Genomic DNA, 19,369 nt, shown 5'->3' on the forward strand with positions numbered 1-19,369 from the left:
ATATGAGTGTCAGGTTTTTCCGCCTCCATCGATGCCCGAACCGGTGCGCCAGACCTGCTTGCCTTCCTCCGTCAGCACGCCGCTGCTGTGATCCTTGTCGGGTTCCGTGCCGGGCTCGGCCATGGAGCCGCCCGGCTGTTCCTGCGACGTTTGCGTGATGCCCTTGCGCTGTGCGATACGGTCTTCCTGGGAACGTCCGGCGTAGTTGCTCATGTCGCGTCTCCTTTCGAATGGTGCGATGAAAGGCGCGCAAGCGGCGTACCAGCCGGGCGTTTGGACGCGCGTTAAGCGGGCTTGCCCTCGACGCCGCCGAGCACCATCCACGACACGCCGAACTTGTCGGCCACCATGCCGAAGCGCTTCGCGAAGAAGGTCTGCGTCATCGGCATCTGGACCTGGCCGCCGTTGGACAGCGCGTTGAAGTATTTTTCCGCCTGCTGTTCGTCGTTGGCCGTGAGCGAGAGCGAAACGCCCTTGAAGTCGGGCTTGCCGCTGCACATGCCGTCCGAGCCCATCAGCATGGAGTCGCCGATGGTGAAAGCCGAATGCATGATCTTGTTCTCGGACCCCGGCGGAATGCCGCAGCCGCTCGCCGTCTCTGCCTTGCCGGCTTCGGGATTTTCGCTGTAGCGCATCATCATGACGACTTGCGCGCCCAGATTCTCGCGGTAGAACGTGATCGCCTCTTCGCAGCGGCCTTCGAAAAACAGATAGGGTTGCACTTGCATGTCTGCTCCTTGCGTTATGACTTTTCGTCGGGGTCCATATCCATCATGAGCGGCACCGATGCGTGCTCGTGCACGACACGCCAGTCGCCGCCGATCTTCCTGAAACACACGGTGGCGCGCACGATGTCCTCCTGCTCGCCTACGGCGACGTGGTTGACGGAGTGCGCATAAGCCAGATCGCCGCTCGCGGCGACTTGCACGTCCCGCATCTCGAACGTGAGCGGGCCTTTCATGCTGTCGAACCAGCGCCGCCAGTTCTCGCGATAGGGCTCGACGCCCGTGAGCGATGCGGGCGGCACGACATCGAACACGACGACATCCGGCGCGTAATGACTGACGAGCGCGTCGACATCCTTCGCGAGCACGGCCTGCCGCCACGCTTCGATCAGTTCGCGAATGCGGGCGGCATCTTCACTCTCTTGCGCACGAACGTTCGGATGGGTCATGGCTGCCTCCAGTGAGTTGGCCTGCATTGCACACGATGCCGCCGCGTCGTGACAAAGCAACGGCAAGCACCGATGCAGAACTATTTTTCGTGTTGTGTACACCGTCCACAAAAAGTAGCAGAGATAATGGACAGTGTCCACATAAGGGAAAGCCCGACGAATCAAAATGACAAATGGCAAGCCGCGCAGCACATACCGACATGGCGATTTGCGCCGCGCGCTGATCGACGCGGGCATTGAACTGGCGCGCGAGGGCGGTCCGGATGCGATCGTGCTGCGCGAGGCGACGCGCCGCGCGGGCGTCGTGCCGAACGCGGCCTATCGGCACTTCGAGAGCCGTCAGGAATTGCTGTCGGCGGTGCGATCGGCGGCGCTGTCGTTCGTCGCGCAGGCGATGGAAAACGAGCTGGCCGCGCGCCCGAAAAAGCGTCGGCGGGCGGACGCGGCGCGCGCGGGTTTGCGGGCCATCGGCGCGGGTTATCTGCGCTTCGCGCAAACGGAGACGGGACTGTTTCGCACGGCGTTTGCCGCGCCTCAAGCCGAGTGGGGCGAGCACGATGCGCCCTATGGCGCGGGACCAGGCGGCCTCGATCCATTTCAACTGCTGAGCCGCGCGCTGGATGAAATGACGGAGACGGGCGCGCTCGATGCGAAGCGCCGGTCCGATGCGGAATATCTCGCGTGGAGCGCGGTGCATGGCTTCGCGCTGCTGCTGATCGAAGGTCCGTTGCAGGGTCTGAAGCCCGCGCAGATCGAGCCGCTCGCCGCCCGTCTGCTCGACATGGTCGAGAACGGTCTTTGAAATGCAAATCGCGCCGCACGAGGCGGCGCGATTCGTCTGATCCATTCGATTACTTCGCCGGCCGCTTCTCTTCGGCTATCGGCTCCACGACGCTGATGAGCAACAGCAGACACAGCGTCGCCGTTCCGACCATGTACAGGAACACCGCGGTCCAGCTATAGCTGTCGAGCAGAAGACCGACCGCGAGCGGGGCGCATGCGCCGCCGATCTGCCCGACCGAGTTCACGATGCCGAACGCCGTCGGATAGGTGGCCTTTGTTGCAAGCCCCATCGGATACGCGGAGTAGCCCGCGAAGCCGATGCCGAGCATCAGACCGGCCAGCATCAGCGCACCGCCGAGATACGCGACGCTGTCGGGCGCATCGATCAGGAGGAAGGTCATGATCATCGTGCCGAGCGCGCCGAGCATCATCATCGGCTTGCGGCGGCCGCCGAGCAGGCGATCCGAGATGATGCCGCCCAGCATGTTGCCCGTCACCGCGCCGATGAAGGGCGCCGAAGCGAGAAAGCCCATCTTCACCGAAGCGAAGCCCTTCACCGTGACGAGATAAGTGGGAATCCAGGAGATGAAGATATTGCTGATGCCGATCATGCAGCCATAGCCCAGCGCGATGCCGAAGATATTCCACGAGCCGAATACCTGGCGAACCGTCTCGAGTTGCGGCACGCGCTTCGTGCGATTGAACGCATCGAGCCGGGGCATCGGCGTCATCCGTGCGCGGGAGAGCGGCTTGCCGCCGTTGCCGTCGACGGTCGTTTCATCGGCGATGTAGCGGCGCTCGGCGGGCGAGCAGAAACGGTTCTCGCCCGGCGAGTTCGTCACGAACACGAGCCACACGAGTGCGAGCACGATGCCCGGCACCGCGAACACGTAGAAGATCTCGCGCCATCCCCACAGCTGGATCACGATGATGCACACCGAAGGCACGATGAGCGGCCCGAGCTTCGATGCGGCGATCCACAGGCCGGTCGCGGTGCCTTTTTCCTTCGCGGGAAACCAGCGATTGATGACGTTCGTGCAGCCGATGCCGAGCGGCCCTTCCGACAAGCCGAGCCCGACGCGATATGCCATCAGCAAGAATACCGATGACGTGGTGCCCATCAATCCGGTGAAGACCGAAGTCAGGATCATGAAGACGGAGAACAGCAAGCCCGTGGTCTTTTCGCTGAGCCGCTTGTAAAGCAGGCCGACGGGAATCTGCACGAAGCCATAAGCGAACGAGAACAGGCTCACGATCAGGCCGGCCTCGGTATTGGTGATGTGATATTCCTTCTTCAGATAAGGCAGCGCGATGCCGAAGTTCGCGCGATCCGCACATGCGATCGCCCAGATGCAGAAGATCAGTCCCATCACGACCCAGCGATGCTTCGTGCGCTTCTCCGCGATGGGTTCGGCTTGTGAGGAAGCGATGATGCCGTCAGCGTTGCTCATCGCGATGCCTCCATTCCTGCGTGCGTGGCAGCTTGAAGGAGGCGAATCGATGGATTGCGGGTAGGGCGCAGGCTCACGCTGTTGTCTCCGATTTAATTTTCAAGGCTTTATTGTCGATATGCCTTCCGATGCTTCGAATTGTGGGGACGGCCCGCAAGAGCGTCCAATCTTTTATTGCTATTACCTGATTCCCGGATTGAATCGATCGGAGCGCGGTGAATGTCGGTTCGATTCGTGGATCAATTGATAGCCTTTTGGGATTGGACGTCATCGGCAAAAGCAGACATCATCCGCTCCACATCGGAAACGAACACCACGGAGCACGCGAATTGAAGCCGAGCATTCTGCAACTGAACCCCATCCTCGTACCGGCCATCAACGACAAGCTGGATACGCTCTACACGATGCATCGCCTGTTCGAGCAGGACGACAAGGAAGCGTATATCCGCGAGCACGGCGCGTCGATTCGCGGCGTGATCACCGGCGGGCATACGGGCATTTCGAATGAGCTGATCGAGCGCCTGCCGGCATTGCAGGTGATCGCGGTGAACGGCGTGGGCACCGATGCCGTCGACCTCGAATTCGCGCGTTCGCGCGGCATGCCGGTGACGGGCACGTTCGGCGCATTGACCGAGGACGTGGCCGATCTCGCGATCGGTTTGATCCTCACGACGCTGCGCGAGATCTGCCCCGGCAACGCGTTCGTGAAGAACGGCAAGTGGGTGACGAACCCGAGCCCGAGCGCGATTCCGTTGTCGCGCCGCTTCAGCGGCAAGCGCGTGGGCATCGTGGGCCTCGGCAAGGTGGGCCGCGCGATCGCGCAGCGTGCCGCCGCGTTCGGCTGCCCGATCGCCTACACCGACGTGCGCGCGATGGACGATGTCGACTATCGCTTCGTGCCGGATCTGCTGTCGCTCGCGCGTGAGAGCGATATCCTCGTGCTCGCCGCCGCCGCCGATAAAGCGAAGGGCATCGTGAACGCCGCCGTGCTCGATGCATTGGGCAAGGACGGTTATCTCATCAACATCGCGCGCGGCAAGCTCGTGGTGGAAAGCGACCTCGTCGAAGCGCTGTCGCGCGGCGCGATCGCGGGCGCGGGCCTCGACGTGTTCGTCGATGAACCCAATGTGCCCGTCGAATTGTTCGAGATGGATAACGTCGTGCTGCAGGCGCATCGCGCGAGCGCCACGGTCGAATCGCGCACGGCGATGGGCGAGATGGTGCTCGCGAGCCTTGCACAGGGTCTCGCGGGACAGCGTCCCGAAGGCAGCCTGACGACCTGACGCACGCGTATGAGCCTGTGCGGGACGAACATATAATGATCGGCTATCACTTCAACGTCGATTACGAATGCTCGATCTCGGACAAGTGCGTTGCTTCGTCGCCGCCGCGACGGAGCTGAACTTCAGGCGCGCGGCCTCATTGCTCAACATGACGCAGCCGCCGCTTTCCAGGCAGATTCATCTGCTCGAAGAGAACCTGGGCGTGAAGCTGTTCGAGCGCGTCGGCCGCACGGTCAAGCTGACCACGGAAGGGCGCGTGTTTCTCGCGGACGCGACGCGCCTGCTGAATCTCTCGGAGCAGGCCGAAAGCACCGTGCGGCGCGCGAGCAAGGGCAAGACGGGACGCGTGCGCATCGGCTTCACGGGAGCGGCGGGATACGAGCTGATTCCGGAGTTGCTCGTCGCGGCGAAGCATGATCTGCCGGATATCGATGTCGTCCTGCTCGAAATGATCTCCGTCGCGCAGATCGAAGCATTCGAGGCGAATGCCATCGACCTCGGTTTCATGCGGCCGTTGCCGTCGCGGCAGAAAGTGGAGTTTCTTCTCGTCGATCGCGAGCCGCTGATCGTCGCGCTGCCTGCGGGACATGCGCTATGCCGCTTCGATCGACTGGAACTGAAGCACTTGCATGAGCAGGCGTTCATCATGCATTCGCCCACGCACGGCAAGTACTTCTACGACCGCATCATGAGCATGCTCGTCGCGGATGAAGTGAAGCCGCATTTCACGCAATACATCGATCAGACGCCGACCATTCTGTCGCTCGTTCGCGCGGGATTGGGCGTGTCCATTCTTCCGGCATCGTCGCAACGGTTTCACTACGACAATGTCGAGTTCAGGGACATCGCCGGCCATGCCGTTCAGGCGGAAATGAGCATGGCGTGGCGCACCGATCAGGACAATCCCGCCGTCACGGCCTTCCGGCACATGGCGGCGGAATACTTCGCTAAGCGGCGCGCGTGATTGCGCGTGCCGTGGCGTCGATCGCGGCGCTCGCTTTATCGACGATTTCATCGATCTCATCATGCGTGACGACGAGCGGCGGCGACAGCAACATGCGATCGTGGCTCGCGCGCATCACGAGATTGCCCGCGAACGAGAAGTCGCGGCATATCGTGCCGATGTCGTCGCCATTGGCGAAGCGCGTGCGTGCCGCACGATCTTCGGCAAGCTGAATGCCCGCGACCAGCCCCGTGCCCGCGATCTCGCCGACCATCGCATGATTGCCCAACGCTTCGCGCAATCGCCGCTGAAAATAGGGCCCTGCATCGTCCTTCGCGCGCGCGACGATGCCTTCGTCTCGCAGCAGCTTCAGATTGGCCACAGCGACCGCCGCCGCGACCGGATGCCCCGAATACGTGAAGCCGTGATTGAACTCGCCGTGGTTCACGATCGCATCCGCGATGGCATCCGATAGCGCGACCGCGCCCATCGGCACATAGCCGCTCGTGAGGCCCTTGGCCATCGTGATGACATCCGGCTCGAAGCCGAAGTGCTCATGCGCGAACCATTCGCCCGTGCGCCCGAATCCGCCGATGACTTCATCGGCAATGAGCAGCACATCGTGCTTGCGGCAGATGCGCTCGATCTCGGGCCAGTAGCTCGATGGCGGAAAGATCACGCCGCCCGCGCCCTGAAACGGCTCACCGATGAATGCCGCGACGTTCTCCGCGCCGAGCTCCAGAATCTTCGCTTCGAGCTGACGCGCACGCGCGAGACCGAATGCGTCGGCGTCCAGCGCGCCGCCTTCGCCGAACCAGTACGGCTGATCGATATGCGCGACGTGCTCCATCTTCGACGGCATCTGCTCGTGCATATAACTCATGCCGCCGAGCGTGGCGCCCGCGATGGTCGAGCCGTGATACGCATTCACGCGCGCGATCACATGACGCTTCTGCGGCTTGCCTTGCACGGCCCAATAGCGATGCACCGCGCGCAGCGCCGTATCGTTCGCTTCCGAGCCGCTGTTGCAATAGAGAAAGCGGTTGAATTTCGCGGGCGCGAGTTCCGCGAGCAACGCGGAAAGCTCGATCACCGGCGGATGCGTCGTCTTGAAGAAGGTGTTGTAGTAGGGCAGTTCCTGCATCTGCTTCAGCGCGGCATCGGCGAGTTCACGGCGGCCATAGCCCACATTGACGCACCATAGCCCGGCCATGCCGTCGATGATGCGATTGCCCTCCGAGTCCCACAGATACACGCCCTCGGCCCTCACGATCACGCGGCTGCCCGCGCGATTGAGCGCGCCCATGTCGGAGAACGGATGCAGATGATGCGCGGCATCGAGCGCGCGGTAATGTGCCGTCGAATCGATTCGATCGTTCATGTCGTCGTCTCCCGATATCAAACGTGGAGCAGCAGATGCTTGCGTTCCCACGAACTGATCACGCGGAAGAACGCTTCGTATTCGGTTTCCTTCAGCGCGAGATACGCGCGCACGAACTTCTCGCCGAACATGTCGGCGAGCGGCTCGCAAGCGCCCATCAGCGCGAGGCCTTCATCGAGATTGCGCGGCAACTGATAGGGCTGGCGATAGCCGTCGCTCGCGAGCGGCTCGGTCGGTTCGAGATGCTGCGTCATGCCGAGATAGCCCGCGGCCAGCGTCGCCGCGAGCGCGAGATACGGATTGCAGTCCACGCCCGGAATGCGGTTCTCGATGCGCCGTGCCTGCGGCGACGAATGCGGCACGCGAAAGCCCACGGTGCGGTTGTCGTAGCCCCATTGCACGTTGATCGGCGCGGCCATGAAGCGCGAGAGCCTGCGATACGAATTGATATACGGCGCGAAGATCGGCATGAGCGCGGGCGTGTATTTCTGCAGGCCCGCGATATAGCTATAGAACAGGCCGGTCGGTTCGCCTTCGCGGCTGGTGAAGAGATTGCGCCCCGTCTCTTCATCGACGATGCTCTGATGCACGTGCATGGCCGAGCCGGGCTCGCTTTCCATCGGCTTGGCCATGAAGGTCGCGTACATCTTGTGACGCAGCGCCGCTTCGCGCACCGTGCGCTTGAAGAGAAACACGGCGTCGGCGAGATTGAGCGCATCGCCGTGCATGAAATTGATCTCCATCTGCGCCGCGCCGACTTCATGAATCAGCGTGTCGACTTCGAGTTCCTGCACCTCGCAGTACGCGTAGATGTCTTCGAAGAGCGGATCGAACTCGTTCACGGCATCGATCGAATACGCCTGGCGTCCCGTTTCCGCGCGCCCCGTTCTGCCGACGGGCGGTTGCAACGGCAAGTCCGGATCGCGGTTCATATCGACGAGAAAGAACTCGAGCTCGGGCGCGACGACCGGACGCCAGCCCTTCGCCGCGAACTTCTGCAGCACTTGCCGCAGCACGCCGCGCGGCGAAATCGCGACGGGCGTGCCGTCGAAATGCACGCAATCGTGGATGACCTGCGCGGTCGGATCGACGGCCCATGGAATCAGACGGATCGTCGCGGGATCGGGCACGCAGACCATGTCGGGATCGGTGAGACCGGTGAAGCTGCCATCGTCGGGATAGTCGCCGGTGACGGTCTGGATCATCACGGCTTGCGGCAGGCGCATCGATTCGCCGGATTCGAACTTGCTGCGCGGAATGATCTTGCCGCGCGCGGTGCCTGCCATGTCGGGAATGATTGCTTCAATCTCGGTGATGTGATGCTTTCGCAGGAATTCGTCGATGCGTTCCATTTTCGTTCTCTCGTTTTGAACAGGCGCACGTTTCCCGGCCTTTGCGACGCATCGCAAAGGCGCGAAGAAAGAACGCGCGCGCAATCACGCGTGCAGGCGCACGCGCGCGAACCGGTCAGCAGGCGTTGAAAAGAGAGAAGAGGCGCTACGGCAGCAGCGAAGCCGCGCCGACGCAATGCACGGCGATGAACGCGCGCGCGGAAACGGCATTACGACGCCGCACGCTGCGGCAGGACAGAATGGTGGAATCCGACAGGAAGCGGCAATCGGGAATCATGCCGCAGCGATCGGCGCAGGAGCGTTGCGTGCTCCGACGTGCCAGAGGGCTTTGGGCTTTCACGATAACACTCGTTTGGCGAGTTGATTGGCAGAGCAATGCCGATGCCGACAATTGCCCTTCGACGAGGATATACGAGTGACGGATGCCGTCAAGACGGGATTTCGCGGAGCAGACGGTGTGAGCGGAGATACGGGAAAGGGCGCGCTAATGGAGCGCGACCCCGTGACCTGAAGTCTGCGTCAGAGCCTGAAAACGCTCATGCGGAGCAGGAAATGCTCGAAGACACCGAATCAGAGTACCGGTGCCGGACTACCTCTGTTTAAAGTTGACCGATCCCGATCGTGATGTCGACCGTGTTCGTGTTGTTCGTTTGACTCGGCGGCTGCGTGCTGACGTCGCCGATCGTGATGTTGCCCATTCCGACGTTGCCGCTGTTCTCCACCTTGGCCGCGCCGCCAGCCAGCGGATGAGCCGACTTCACGAGTTCCGAGCGTTTGATCTTGTACATGATTGTTCCTCTTGGAAAGCAAGAAATAAGAATCTGATTCGGCCAATTAATTAGCAATCTGAACGAATCGAAATCAGTCTAGCATTCAATTTAAAAGGAACGTGAGCCGTAAAATCCGATCTTTGATTGCCAGTCTTAGTTATCCAGTTGACTTCGTGCATCCGATCATTCGATTGCAAATGCGGATATCAAGAAACGACGATGAACGGTTGCAATGGGTCATCACTCGCGTACGCGTTGCAAGGGGTTTTTGCATATCGGCAAGGGCGCCGTGCGGATCACCGATAATGTCGGATCTCACGCACCCGTGCCGCCCTTTCACCCGATGCTCTCCAACCTGCTCGTCCAACTCGTCAACGGCTTAGCCGACGCCTGCGCGCTCTTTCTCGTCGCCTCGGGCCTGTCGCTCATCTTCGGCGTCACGCGCATCGTCAACTTCGCGCATGGCTCGCTGTACATGCTCGGCGTGTATGTCGCGTATAGCCTGACGAGCCGTTTCGGCGAAAGCGTCGCGGGCTTCTGGGCGTCGGTTGCCGGGGCGGCGCTGTTCGTCGGCGCGATCGGCGCGGCGATCGAAGTGAGCGTGCTGAGGCGCATCTATCGTGCGCCCGAACTCTTTCATCTGCTCGCCACGTTCGCGCTCGTGCTGATCATTCGCGATGCCGCGCTCTGGCTGTGGGGGCCGGAAGACCTGTTCGGCCCGCGCGCGCCGCATCTCGAAGGCGCCGTGCAGATGCTCGGCCATCCGCTGCCCGCGTACGATCTCGCGCTGATCGTCATCGGGCCGCTCGTGCTGCTCGCGCTCTGGTATGCGCTCACGCGCACGCGCTGGGGCACGCTCGTGCGGGCGGCGAGCGCGGACCGGGAGATGCTCGGCGCACTCGGCGTCAATCAGGCGTGGCTCTTCACCGGCGTGTTCTTCGTCGGCGCGTTGCTCGCGGGACTGGGCGGCGCGCTGCAGGTGCCGCGTATGTCCGCGAATCTGTCGCTCGATCTGGAGACCATCGGCAATGCGTTCGTCGTCGTCGTGGTCGGCGGCATGGGCTCGATTCCGGGCGCATTCGTCGCGGCATTGCTGATCGCCGAAATCAAGGCGATGTGCATCGGCATCGGGCACGTGTCGATCGCGGGCATCGACTTCTCCTTGTCGAAGTTCACGCTCGTCGCGGAGTTCGTCGTGATGGCCGTCGTGCTCGTGCTGCGTCCGTGGGGGCTCTTCGGCCGCGCGCAGGCGATCGCGCGTTCCGCCGCGCCCGCCGATCAGCCCCTTCGCCCCGCGACACGCAAGATGAAGCTCGCCGCGCTCATCGTCGTGATCGCGCTTGCGCTCGCGCCGCTCGCCGCCGATGCGTTTCCGTACATGCCCGTGCTCTTCGTCGAGATCATGATCGCGGTGCTGTTCGCCGCGAGCCTGCACTTCATCATGGGACCGGGCGGCATGCACTCGTTCGGGCATGCGGCGTACTTCGGCCTCGGCGCATACGGCGCGGCGTTGTTCCTCAAGGTCTTCGCGATGCCGATGGAAGCCGCGCTCGTACTCGGCCCGCTCATCGCGGGCATCGGCGCGCTCGTGTTCGGCTGGTTCTGCGTGCGCCTGTCGGGCGTTTATCTCGCGATGCTCACGCTTGCGTTCGCGCAGATCGTCTGGTCGGTCGTCTTTCAATGGGATGCGGTCACGGGCGGCAGCAACGGCATACTGGGCATCTGGCCCGCGCCGTGGCTATCGTCGCCCGTCGCGTTCTATTACCTCACGCTCGTGTTCGCCGTGCTCGGCGTCTGGCTGTTGCGCCGCATGGTGTTCTCCCCGCTCGGCCTCGCGATGCGCGCGGGCCGCGACTCCCCGTTGCGCGCCGAAGCGATCGGCGTGAACGTCGCGCGCGTGCAGTGGGCCGCGTTCGTCGTCGCCGCGCTCGTATGCGGCCTCGCGGGCTCGCTCTATGCGTTCTCGAAGGGCAATATCTCGCCCGAAGCGATCAGCGTGGGCCGCTCCGTCGATGGCCTCGTGATGGTCCTGCTCGGCGGCATACAGACGCTCGCCGGTCCGATCGTCGGCGCGAGCGTGTTCACGTGGCTGCAGGACACGGTCGCGCGGCAGACCGATTACTGGCAGGCGCTGCTCGGCGGCGCGATCCTGATACTCGTCATCGCGTTTCCGCAAGGCCTCGCGGGCTTCGTGCGCGAGCGCTTCTTCAGGGAGGCGCAATGACACTGCTTTCCATTGCGCATCTCTCGAAGTCTTTCGACGGCGTGCAGGCCGTCGACGATGTCACGTTCGATCTCGAAGCAGGGCAGTTGCTCGCGCTCATCGGCCCGAACGGCGCGGGCAAGTCGACGTGCTTCAACATGATCAACGGACAACTGAGGCCGACATCGGGCGCGATCCGTTTAGACGGCCACGATATCGTCGGCATGCGTCCGCGCGATATCTGGCGTCGCGGCGTGGGCCGCACGTTTCAGATCGCCGCGACCTTCAATTCGATGACCGTGCTCGAAAACGTCCAGATGGCGTTGCTTTCGCAGGAACGGCGCGTCTACAGTCTGTTCGGCCGCGTTGTGTCATGGAAGGAAGATGAAGCGATGGCCCTGCTCGATCTCGTCGGCATGGCCGGGCACGCGCAGCGCAGTTGCGCGGTGCTCGCCTATGGGGACGTGAAGCGCGTCGAGCTGGCGATCGCGCTTGCGAACCGTCCGAAGCTTTTGTTGATGGACGAGCCGACCGCGGGCATGGCGCCGCAGGAACGCAACGCGCTGATGGCGCTCACCGCGCGTCTCGCGAAGGAGCGCAACATCGGCGTGCTGTTCACCGAGCACAGCATGGACGTGGTGTTCTCTCATGCGGACAGGCTGATCGTGCTGGCACGCGGCCGCCTCATCGCACAAGGCGATGCCGAAACGATCCGCAACGATCCGCGCGTGCGCGAGGTGTATCTCGGCACGGGCGCATCGTTTGCGCCGCGCGCGGTGCTGGGCACGGGAGCATCGTCATGACGCTGCTGAAAGTCGACGCGCTGAATGCGTTTTATGGCCGCGCGCAGATCCTCTTCGATGTCGGCTTCGAAGTCGGGCATGGCGAAGTCGTCGCGCTGATGGGCCGCAACGGCGCGGGCAAATCCACGACGATGAAGGCCGTGATGGGCCTCTTGCCGCGCATTTCGGGCGCGGTGTCGTTCCTGGGCGAGAACATCGCCGGCTTGGCGCCGCACCGCATCGCGCGAAAGGGTTTGGGCTACGTTCCCGAGGATCGCCGCGTGTTCGGCGATCTGACCGTGATGGAGAATCTCGACACGGGCCGCCAGCCGCCGCGCGAGCACGCGCCGCTCTGGACGCCGGACAAGCTCTTTCGCGTGTTCCCGAATCTCGGCGCGATGCGCAATCGCCGCGCGAGCCGCATGAGCGGCGGCGAGCAGCAAATGCTGACGGTCTCCCGCACGCTGATGGGCAATCCGCGCCTGGTATTGCTCGACGAGCCATCGGAAGGCGTCGCGCCCGTGATCGTCGAGCAGATGGCCGATATGATTCTCGAGCTGAAGCGCGAAGGACTCGCGATTCTTTTGTCCGAGCAGAACCTGCACTTCGCGGAACTCGTCAGCGACCGCGTCTATGTGCTGGAGAAAGGACAGGTGCGCCATGAAGGCGCGATGAGCGCATTCGCCCGCGACGATGTCGCGCGCCGCGCGTTTCTGGGTGTTTGAAACGAATTCGAAAGAGGAGATGACTACATGACGATCCGCGCAGGCACGACGATGCGCCTCACCATTCTGGCAACGGCGGCGAGCCTGACGTTTGCCGCGCACGCCGACACCATCAAGATCGGCGAGATCAACAGCTACAAGGCGCAGCCTGCGTTTCTCCTGCCGTACAAGAACGGCTGGAATCTCGCGCTCGACGAGATCAACGCGGCGGGCGGCATCAACGGCAACAAGCTCGAAGTCGTCTCGCGCGACGACAACGGCAATCCCGGCGACACCGTTCGCGTCGCGCAGGAGCTCGTCACGCGCGAGCAGGTGAAGCTCTTGTTCGGCGGCTATCTGTCGAACACGGGTCTCGCGCTCGCGGATTATGCGAAGCAGCGGCGCATCTTCTTTCTCGCGGCCGAGCCGCTCACCGACAAGATCGTCTGGCAGGACGGCAACAAGTACACGTATCGCCTGCGCCCGTCGACGTATATGCAGGTCGCGATGCTCGTGCCCGAAGCCGCGAAGCTCAGGAAGAAGCGCTGGGCGCTCGTGTATCCGAACTATGAATACGGGCAGTCGGCGGTGGCCACGTTCAAGCGCTTGCTGAAGGCCGCGCAGCCGGATGTCGAATTCGTCGCGGAGCAGGCGACGCCGCTCGGCAACATCGATGCGGGCGCCGTGACGCAGGCACTCGCCGACGCGAAACCAGACGCCATCTTCAACGTGCTCTTCAGCGCGGACCTCGGCAAGTTCGTGCGCGAGGGCAACACGCGCGGGCTCTTCAAGGATCGCGCGGTCGTGTCGCTGCTGACGGGCGAGCCGGACTATCTCGATCCGCTCGGCAAGGAAGCGCCGGTCGGCTGGATCGTGACGGGCTATCCGTGGTATTCGATCGATACGCCCGCGAACAGGAAATTCGTCGCCGCGTATCAGGCGAAGTATCACGACTATCCGCGCCTGGGCTCGGTCGTCGGCTATACGGCGATGATGTCGATCGCCAATGGCCTCAAGAAGTCCGGCTCGCCCGATGCCGACAAGCTCGCCGCCGCGTTCAAGGGCCTGCCCGTCGATACGCCGTTCGGCCCGATCACGTACCGCAAGCAGGACAATCAATCGACGATGGGCGCGTATGTCGGGGTGACGGGCCTGAAGGACGGCAAGGGCGTGATGACGTCGTTCCGCTACGTCGACGGCGCGAGCGTGCAGCCGTCGGACGAAGAAGTGAAGAAGCTGCGCCCGGCGGACTAACTCTTAGGGAAGGGCTTGCTGAAGAATCTGGAGCCGGCAAGCCCGAAGCGCCACGGCACGTCCATCGCCTTGCTGATGCCGATGCGCGGTCCGTGGACGATGGCGAAATCTTCCTCCGGCGGCTCGATATGAAACGGCGCTTCGAGCAGCGACATGCCGTTGTTCCTGTGCGTGACGCCGAGCGCCTGCGCGACGCGGCCCGGCCCCGAGCATAGAAGCCTGATCGGCTCCAGCCCGCGCCGCTCGCGCATTGCGTCGATGCCGACGAGCGGCTCGATCGCGCGGATCAGCACCCCGGCGCCGTGGCCCGCTTCGCGGCACACGAAGTTCAGGCACCAGTGAATGCCGTAGGAGCGGTAGACGTAGGCATGGGCGGGCGGCCCGAACATTGCTGCGTTGCGCGGTGTCGGACCGGAAAAGCTGTGCGAGGCGGGATCCTCGCGGTCATACGCTTCCGTTTCGACGATGCGGCCGCCGACTCCGTCGACGGTCACGATCGCGCCGATCAGGCGTTGTGCGACTTCGTCGGACGGCGCGCGGAAATCGATGGGTTTGGGCTTCTTGTTCACAAGCGTTATTCTAGCCGCGCCGTCCGGCAACAGACCCCCGACGATCAGGAGACGCCGAATGAAAACTTCGTGGTTCCTCAAGTTCTCGAATGCGCTCGCGCAAATGGCGGGCCGCGCATCGACCTTCGTGATCGCGGTGCTGCTCGTGATCGTCTGGGGCCTGTCCGGGCCGCTCTTTCACTTCAGCGATACATGGCAGCTCGTCATCAACACGTCGACGACCATCGTGACGTTTCTGATGGTCTTTTTGATCCAGAACACGCAAAACCGCGATACCGCCGCGATGCAGATCAAGCTCGACGAACTCATTCGCGCGGTCGACAAGGCGCATAACGCGCTGCTCGATCTGGAAGAGCTCGATGAGAAGGAGCTCGTCGTTTTTCGCAAGCGCTATGAGAAGCTCGCGCAGGAGGCGCGCGATAACTTTCGTTCGGCAAGCCGCGATATTGAAATGCCCGCTTTCCCGCAAGACGGCAAACGCGATGACTAAAGCTTGCATGGAAAGATCTGGCGATGAAACTCCGGACACTTTGCTTGCGGGCCGCGCAAACTAGGTGACAAAACCGGGCAAAGGAAGGTAAGCTCGGGTTCTTCGCCGCAGCGCTCCGGCTGCGCGCCGCGCAGCCGGCCTCGCGCGGTCAGCCCGGCCCTCGGGCCGCATCCTTGCGGATGTCGTTCCGCGAACCTCCGCAAAATTTTTCGCAAAAATCGCTAAAGAAATCCAAACCGATTTTGCGCCCGCTGCGATCGGGCAAGCAAACGCGAAAAAGAAAAATTCCGCTCCCTAAAGTTATTCGAATCGTTGCCGAAAAGGGCGCGTCGCAGGCTTTTCGAAAGCCCGGTAAGAGGCCATTTCCGGCCTTTAATTGGCGAAGTTATTTCTTTCCGAACTGGCTAGGATGTGTCGTGCCCGGTAATCCTTTTTGCCGGGTCCACACCTACCTAAACCCCTTGAAGGAAAGAAAAATGCGCAAACTGATGAAGGCTTTCGTGCGCGATGAGCGCGGTGTCAGCGCGATGGAATACGCGGTCCTCGCCGGGATCGTCGTGGTTGCGCTGGCTGCAATGGCAAGCCAGTTCAGCACCGGCTTCTCGACCCTGTTCACGAACATGTTCAACAAGGTCACTTCTACGGCCAGCAGCAGCAGCGGCAGCTGATAGCGGTCTTTCCCGCGCACAAAAAACAAGACCATCGTGCAGCTCCTGTCCCTTGCCATTCGCCTGATCGTGCTCTGCGTGCTGCTCTGGCTCGCGGTCATCGACGTGCGCTCCCGACGCCTGCCGACCAAAATCGTGCTGTCCGTCGGAGCGCTTTTCTTTGTCGATGCCCTGGCTCGCCGCATGCCGATCGACGATGTCATCGTTCATCTGCTGCTCGCGCTTGGCGTGTTCGTGTTCTGCGCCGTGTTGTTCGCGGCGAAGATGCTGGGCGGAGGCGATGCAAAACTCGCCTCCGTGATTTTTCTCTGGGCCGGCCTCGCGTTGTCCTTGCCCGCCTTAACCCTGATTTCCGTGATCGGGACCGTCGTGTCGCTGATCAGTCTCGCGACGCGCCACATGAATCCGGTGCAACGATTCATGCCGATGCAGGCGCTCGCCCTGTTCTCCGGCACGCGCGGGGTGCCCTACGGCGTGGCTCTCGCGCTCGGCGGCGGTCTCGTGATCGTGCTGCCGGCGCTCCTGCCTTTCTTTGCGACCCGATAGGACGGCGCGCTCATGTCCAACATCATCAAGTTCGCCGTGCTGCTCGTCGGCGCTTTGCTCATCGCGCTCATCGTGCGCGTCGTCGTGGCGAACGCGTCGCGCCCGGCGGAACATGTCGTCACCACCGAGAAGGTGCAGGTGAGCGCGGCCGAATTGCCGCAAGGCCTGCTGCTGCGCGATGAAGACCTCACGTGGAAGTCGGTTCCGGTCTCGCAGCTGCCGCCCAATGCGATCGTCTCGGGCGCGCAGAACGCGGTCGACATCAAGGGCGCGCTGCTGCGTCATCCGGTCGAGAGCGGCGCGGTGCTCACCTCCGCCGACGTCATCCTGCCGAGCGCGCCGGGCTTTCTCGCCGCGACGCTCAAGCCCGACATGCGCGCCGTGTCGGTCGCGGTGGACGACGTCTCCGGCAACGCCGGCCTCATCCAGCCGGGCGATTACGTCGACCTGCTTCTGACGCAGCAAATGGAGCGTCGCACCGATTCGCCGGACCTCGCCGTATCGAGCGAGACCGTGGTCGAGCATGTGCGCGTGCTCGCGGTCGGCTCCGAGATCAAGCGGCCGAAGAACACCGGCGACACCACCGAAATCGTCACGCGCGCCCGCACGGTGACGCTCGAAGTGACGCCGCGCATGGGCGAGGTCGTCGCGGTGGCGGCGCGTCTCGGCTCGCTGTCGCTCGCGCTGCGCAGCTTCGCAACCGATACGCGCGACCCGCTGGCATCGGCGGCGATCGCGGCATCGTCGACGCCGCGCGCGCCGATCTGGGCCGGCGACATTTCGCGCGCCGTGCGCGATCTGCCGCGCTCGCGGCCCGCACAGGCCGGCGCGGCGCCGCGCGCGCCGGCGCCCGCACGCCCGGTCACGATCTATCGCGGCTCGGACAAGAGCGAAGCCGGCTCGACGGTCGCGCAAGTGGGCGCATCGTCGGACGCGCCGCCCCTGCCGAGCGTGCCCGCGCGATGAACCAGCAGCGTGCGGCACTCCGGGCAGCGACGAACGCGGCGAGCACGGCGAACACAGCAGCATCAAGTCACGGCAGCACAGTGCCAGGATCGAATCTCATGAGAACGCAGTTGGACTTCGGCAGCATCGAAAGACGGAGCGCGCGGATCGCGCTCGCGTGGGCGGGCATGCTGCTGGCAGGGTCCGTGCAGGCGGCGCAGCCGGCCGCGCCGGTGAATCCGTCGAACGACCCGGTCGCGTCGGCGGCTCGCATCGCGCAGGCGCGCACGCGCAATCCGGCGCTCGTCAGGACCGCGCTCGCCGCGCCCGGCGTCGAGATCGGACAGGGCGCGCTCACGCTCGACGCGGGCAAGGGCACGATGCTGCGCCTGCCGGAAGATGCCACCTCGGTGTTCGTCGCCGATCCGTCGATCGCGGACGTGCATGTGCCGTCGCCGAAGACGGTATTCGTGCTCGGCAAGAAGACCGGCACGACCTCGCTCTATGTGCTCGGGCCGAACAACAGGACGCTGTTGCAGCGCACGGTGATCGTCGCGCGCGACATGATGGCCGTGCGCAACATGCTCTCGGCGCGCTTTCCGAACCTGAACGTGCAGGTGACGACGGCTCAGGGCTCGCTGCTCGTGTCGGGCCAGGTGCCGAGCTCCGCCGATGCCGACGCGGTCGTGCAGGCCGTCACGCCCTTTCTCGCCGACAAGGAAGCGCTGATCAACCGTCTGACGGTGGATCGTCCGTTGCAGGTGCAATTGCGCGTGCGCATCACCGAAGTGGACCGCAACGTCACGCAGCAGCTCGGCATCAACTGGCAGGCGCTTGGAACCTCCGGCAACTGGCTCGGCGGCCTCTTCAGCGGCCGTCCGATCCAGAACCTGAATCAGCCGATCGCGAACGGCAGCGGCGGCGTGACCTATCCGGTCAACCTCGCGGCCAACAACGCGTTCTCGTTCCTTGCCGGCTTCAAGACGGCCAACACCGACATCCGCGCGCTCATCGACGCCCTGAACCAGGAAGGGCTGCTCACCGTGCTCGCGGAGCCGAATCTCGTGGCGATGTCGGGCCAGACGGCGAGCTTCCTCGCGGGCGGCGAGTTCCCGATTCCGGTGTCGCAGACCAACGGCGCGATCTCGGTGGAGTTCAAGCAGTTCGGCATCAAGCTCGACTTCACGCCGACCGTGCTGAACGAGCGCCGCATCAGCCTGAAGGTGCGCCCGGAAGTGAGCCAGATCGACACGACCGCGAGCGTGACGACGGGCGGCGTGACCGTGCCGGGCCTTTCCGTGCGCCGCGCCGACACGACGGTCGAGCTCGCGAGCGGCCAGAGCTTCGCGATCGGCGGCCTCCTGCAAAGCAACACGACGGACATCGTTTCGCAGGTGCCCGGCATCGGCTCGATACCGGTGCTCGGCAAGCTGTTCTCGTCGTCGAACTATCAGAACAACAAGACCGAGCTCGTCATCATGGTGACGCCGTATCTCGTCGAGCCGACCGATTCTTCGAAGCTGCGCTCGCCGCTCGATTCGCTGATCTCGCCTTCGAGCGACGTCGAATACAGCTTCCAGCGCAAGTCGGGTACAACGCAGCCGTCCGCTTCCGAACCGCGTCTCGTGGGCGCGGCGGGCTACGTCTATTGAGCACCACGCCATGAAACACGCACATCGTTCGACTCGTTATCCGGCACTCGCCGTGCTGCTCGCGCTCGCGCTCGCGTGCGGGCTTTCCGGATGCTTCCAGCCGCCGCGCAATATGCCCAACGACACGGTGATCGACTACGACGGCCATAACGCCGTGCCGCCCGATTGCGACGCGCTCACCCGCGCATCGCTTCTGACCGACGCCGGCCGGCGCCGCCCCGCGATGCAATGGGGCTGTGCAACCTATACGAACCTCGCGGCGCAGCTCGCGCATCCGGCCGACATCGTCGCGCCGCAGACGCTCGGCCCGGCCAACGGCGCCACGGCGGCGAGCGCGATGCGCCGCTACGAGACCGGCCGCGTGATCCCGCTCGACACGAGCTCGTCGCGCGAATCGAAGTAGCGCCCAACAGACCGAC

22 protein-coding genes are annotated in these 19,369 nt (G+C 63.6%); 13 read left to right on the top strand and 9 right to left on the bottom strand.

The window, feature by feature from the left end; translation table 11 throughout:
• Positions 1-9: 9 nt before the first annotated feature.
• The 3 genes from AWB78_RS26865 to AWB78_RS26875 all read right to left on the bottom strand — a co-directional run bounded on the left by AWB78_RS26865 (position 10) and on the right by AWB78_RS26875 (position 1,174).
• Positions 10-213, bottom strand: a complete 204-nt coding sequence (locus tag AWB78_RS26865; protein WP_062609005.1) for a hypothetical protein — start codon at positions 211-213, stop codon at positions 10-12.
• 71 nt (positions 214-284) lie between these two features.
• Positions 285-728 carry a VOC family protein gene (locus AWB78_RS26870; protein WP_062609006.1) on the bottom strand — a complete coding sequence of 148 codons (444 nt, stop codon included), beginning with the start codon at positions 726-728 and terminating at the stop codon, positions 285-287.
• 14 nt (positions 729-742) lie between these two features.
• Positions 743-1,174, bottom strand: a complete 432-nt coding sequence (locus tag AWB78_RS26875; protein ID WP_062609007.1) for a YybH family protein — start codon at positions 1,172-1,174, stop codon at positions 743-745.
• Positions 1,175-1,340: 166 nt separating this feature from the next.
• Between AWB78_RS26875 and AWB78_RS26880 the strand changes: the two genes are divergently transcribed.
• Positions 1,341-1,976: a TetR/AcrR family transcriptional regulator gene (locus tag AWB78_RS26880; RefSeq protein ID WP_062609008.1), complete on the top strand. Its 636-nt coding sequence runs from the start codon at positions 1,341-1,343 to the stop codon at positions 1,974-1,976.
• A gap of 49 nt (positions 1,977-2,025) precedes the next feature.
• On the opposite strand, the gene AWB78_RS26885 is transcribed toward AWB78_RS26880, so the two are convergent.
• A complete protein-coding gene (locus AWB78_RS26885; protein WP_062609009.1) occupies positions 2,026-3,408 on the bottom strand; it encodes an MFS transporter in 1,383 nt (460 codons plus the stop codon).
• Between the two features lie 329 nt (positions 3,409-3,737).
• Between AWB78_RS26885 and AWB78_RS26890 the strand changes: the two genes are divergently transcribed.
• A complete protein-coding gene (locus AWB78_RS26890; protein WP_062609054.1) occupies positions 3,738-4,691 on the top strand; it encodes a 2-hydroxyacid dehydrogenase in 954 nt (317 codons plus the stop codon).
• A 67-nt stretch (positions 4,692-4,758) separates the two neighbouring features.
• A complete protein-coding gene (locus AWB78_RS26895; RefSeq protein WP_062609010.1) occupies positions 4,759-5,655 on the top strand; it encodes a LysR substrate-binding domain-containing protein in 897 nt (298 codons plus the stop codon).
• Here AWB78_RS26895 and AWB78_RS26900 read toward each other — a convergent pair.
• From AWB78_RS26900 to AWB78_RS26915, 4 genes are all read right to left on the bottom strand, one after another.
• Complete coding sequence (locus AWB78_RS26900) at positions 5,639-7,015, bottom strand: aspartate aminotransferase family protein (RefSeq protein WP_062609055.1); 1,377 nt, start codon at positions 7,013-7,015, stop codon at positions 5,639-5,641. The genes AWB78_RS26895 and AWB78_RS26900 overlap by 17 nt on opposite strands.
• Before the next feature lie 17 nt (positions 7,016-7,032).
• Positions 7,033-8,367, bottom strand: coding sequence for a glutamine synthetase family protein (locus tag AWB78_RS26905; RefSeq protein WP_062609011.1), 1,335 nt, complete (start codon positions 8,365-8,367; stop codon positions 7,033-7,035).
• A 145-nt stretch (positions 8,368-8,512) separates the two neighbouring features.
• The gene (locus tag AWB78_RS26910; protein ID WP_062609012.1) at positions 8,513-8,707 is read right to left on the bottom strand and encodes a hypothetical protein; all 195 of its coding nucleotides are present in this window, start codon (positions 8,705-8,707) and stop codon (positions 8,513-8,515) included.
• A 259-nt stretch (positions 8,708-8,966) separates the two neighbouring features.
• A complete protein-coding gene (locus AWB78_RS26915) occupies positions 8,967-9,155 on the bottom strand; it encodes a hypothetical protein (protein WP_062609013.1) in 189 nt (62 codons plus the stop codon).
• Positions 9,156-9,480: 325 nt separating this feature from the next.
• Here AWB78_RS26915 and AWB78_RS26920 point away from each other — a divergent pair, with 325 nt between their 5' ends.
• The 4 genes from AWB78_RS26920 to AWB78_RS26935 are packed head-to-tail and all read left to right on the top strand — an operon-like array spanning position 9,481 to position 14,080.
• Positions 9,481-11,361 (top strand): ABC transporter permease, encoded by a 1,881-nt coding sequence (locus AWB78_RS26920; RefSeq protein WP_062609056.1) that lies wholly within the window; start codon positions 9,481-9,483, stop codon positions 11,359-11,361.
• On the top strand, positions 11,358-12,143 hold the full coding sequence (locus tag AWB78_RS26925; RefSeq protein ID WP_062609014.1) for an ABC transporter ATP-binding protein: 786 nt from the start codon (positions 11,358-11,360) through the stop codon (positions 12,141-12,143). Before AWB78_RS26920 ends, AWB78_RS26925 begins: the two co-directional genes overlap by 4 nt.
• Complete coding sequence (locus AWB78_RS26930) at positions 12,140-12,847, top strand: ABC transporter ATP-binding protein (RefSeq protein WP_062609015.1); 708 nt, start codon at positions 12,140-12,142, stop codon at positions 12,845-12,847. The genes AWB78_RS26925 and AWB78_RS26930 overlap by 4 nt, the downstream gene beginning before the upstream one ends.
• Positions 12,848-12,874: 27 nt before the next feature.
• The gene (locus tag AWB78_RS26935) at positions 12,875-14,080 is read left to right on the top strand and encodes an ABC transporter substrate-binding protein (protein ID WP_062609016.1); all 1,206 of its coding nucleotides are present in this window, start codon (positions 12,875-12,877) and stop codon (positions 14,078-14,080) included.
• Here AWB78_RS26935 and AWB78_RS26940 read toward each other — a convergent pair.
• On the bottom strand, positions 14,077-14,649 hold the full coding sequence (locus AWB78_RS26940; RefSeq protein WP_096031850.1) for a DNA-3-methyladenine glycosylase: 573 nt from the start codon (positions 14,647-14,649) through the stop codon (positions 14,077-14,079). The two genes, AWB78_RS26935 and AWB78_RS26940, sit on opposite strands and share 4 nt — an antisense overlap.
• 58 nt (positions 14,650-14,707) lie before the next feature.
• Here AWB78_RS26940 and AWB78_RS26945 point away from each other — a divergent pair, with 58 nt between their 5' ends.
• The 6 genes from AWB78_RS26945 (at position 14,708) to AWB78_RS26970 (ending at position 19,353) form a co-directional block, all read left to right on the top strand.
• Positions 14,708-15,139 (top strand): low affinity iron permease family protein, encoded by a 432-nt coding sequence (locus AWB78_RS26945; protein WP_062609017.1) that lies wholly within the window; start codon positions 14,708-14,710, stop codon positions 15,137-15,139.
• A 476-nt stretch (positions 15,140-15,615) separates the two neighbouring features.
• The gene (locus tag AWB78_RS43865; RefSeq protein ID WP_074173542.1) at positions 15,616-15,807 is read left to right on the top strand and encodes a Flp family type IVb pilin; all 192 of its coding nucleotides are present in this window, start codon (positions 15,616-15,618) and stop codon (positions 15,805-15,807) included.
• A gap of 36 nt (positions 15,808-15,843) precedes the next feature.
• Positions 15,844-16,353: an A24 family peptidase gene (locus AWB78_RS26955; protein ID WP_062609019.1), complete on the top strand. Its 510-nt coding sequence runs from the start codon at positions 15,844-15,846 to the stop codon at positions 16,351-16,353.
• 12 nt (positions 16,354-16,365) lie between these two features.
• Complete coding sequence (cpaB, locus tag AWB78_RS26960; RefSeq protein ID WP_062609020.1) at positions 16,366-17,319, top strand: Flp pilus assembly protein CpaB; 954 nt, start codon at positions 16,366-16,368, stop codon at positions 17,317-17,319.
• A gap of 167 nt (positions 17,320-17,486) precedes the next feature.
• Positions 17,487-18,950: a type II and III secretion system protein family protein gene (locus AWB78_RS26965; RefSeq protein WP_082883433.1), complete on the top strand. Its 1,464-nt coding sequence runs from the start codon at positions 17,487-17,489 to the stop codon at positions 18,948-18,950.
• Between the two features lie 10 nt (positions 18,951-18,960).
• Positions 18,961-19,353 carry a CpaD family pilus assembly lipoprotein gene (locus AWB78_RS26970; protein ID WP_062609021.1) on the top strand — a complete coding sequence of 131 codons (393 nt, stop codon included), beginning with the start codon at positions 18,961-18,963 and terminating at the stop codon, positions 19,351-19,353.
• Positions 19,354-19,369 lie beyond the last annotated feature (16 nt).

This window comes from Caballeronia calidae (assembly GCF_900044055.2).
Classification (GTDB): domain Bacteria; phylum Pseudomonadota; class Gammaproteobacteria; order Burkholderiales; family Burkholderiaceae; genus Caballeronia; species Caballeronia calidae.

What these genes read in the sequence shown, in the direction of transcription:
- AWB78_RS26865 (WP_062609005.1), bottom strand. Translation starts at nt 213, where the DNA reads ATGAGCAACTACGCCGGACGTTCCCAGGAAGACCGTATCGCACAGCGC.
- AWB78_RS26870 (WP_062609006.1), bottom strand. Translation starts at nt 728, where the DNA reads ATGCAAGTGCAACCCTATCTGTTTTTCGAAGGCCGCTGCGAAGAGGCG.
- AWB78_RS26875 (WP_062609007.1), bottom strand. Translation starts at nt 1,174, where the DNA reads ATGACCCATCCGAACGTTCGTGCGCAAGAGAGTGAAGATGCCGCCCGC.
- AWB78_RS26880 (WP_062609008.1), top strand. Translation starts at nt 1,341, where the DNA reads ATGACAAATGGCAAGCCGCGCAGCACATACCGACATGGCGATTTGCGC.
- AWB78_RS26885 (WP_062609009.1), bottom strand. Translation starts at nt 3,408, where the DNA reads ATGAGCAACGCTGACGGCATCATCGCTTCCTCACAAGCCGAACCCATC.
- AWB78_RS26895 (WP_062609010.1), top strand. Translation starts at nt 4,759, where the DNA reads ATGCTCGATCTCGGACAAGTGCGTTGCTTCGTCGCCGCCGCGACGGAG.
- AWB78_RS26900 (WP_062609055.1), bottom strand. Translation starts at nt 7,015, where the DNA reads ATGAACGATCGAATCGATTCGACGGCACATTACCGCGCGCTCGATGCC.
- AWB78_RS26905 (WP_062609011.1), bottom strand. Translation starts at nt 8,367, where the DNA reads ATGGAACGCATCGACGAATTCCTGCGAAAGCATCACATCACCGAGATT.
- AWB78_RS26915 (WP_062609013.1), bottom strand. Translation starts at nt 9,155, where the DNA reads ATGTACAAGATCAAACGCTCGGAACTCGTGAAGTCGGCTCATCCGCTG.
- AWB78_RS26920 (WP_062609056.1), top strand. Translation starts at nt 9,481, where the DNA reads ATGCTCTCCAACCTGCTCGTCCAACTCGTCAACGGCTTAGCCGACGCC.
- AWB78_RS26925 (WP_062609014.1), top strand. Translation starts at nt 11,358, where the DNA reads ATGACACTGCTTTCCATTGCGCATCTCTCGAAGTCTTTCGACGGCGTG.
- AWB78_RS26930 (WP_062609015.1), top strand. Translation starts at nt 12,140, where the DNA reads ATGACGCTGCTGAAAGTCGACGCGCTGAATGCGTTTTATGGCCGCGCG.
- AWB78_RS26935 (WP_062609016.1), top strand. Translation starts at nt 12,875, where the DNA reads ATGACGATCCGCGCAGGCACGACGATGCGCCTCACCATTCTGGCAACG.
- AWB78_RS26945 (WP_062609017.1), top strand. Translation starts at nt 14,708, where the DNA reads ATGAAAACTTCGTGGTTCCTCAAGTTCTCGAATGCGCTCGCGCAAATG.
- AWB78_RS43865 (WP_074173542.1), top strand. Translation starts at nt 15,616, where the DNA reads ATGCGCAAACTGATGAAGGCTTTCGTGCGCGATGAGCGCGGTGTCAGC.
- cpaB (WP_062609020.1), top strand. Translation starts at nt 16,366, where the DNA reads ATGTCCAACATCATCAAGTTCGCCGTGCTGCTCGTCGGCGCTTTGCTC.
- AWB78_RS26965 (WP_082883433.1), top strand. Translation starts at nt 17,487, where the DNA reads ATGCTGCTGGCAGGGTCCGTGCAGGCGGCGCAGCCGGCCGCGCCGGTG.
- AWB78_RS26970 (WP_062609021.1), top strand. Translation starts at nt 18,961, where the DNA reads ATGAAACACGCACATCGTTCGACTCGTTATCCGGCACTCGCCGTGCTG.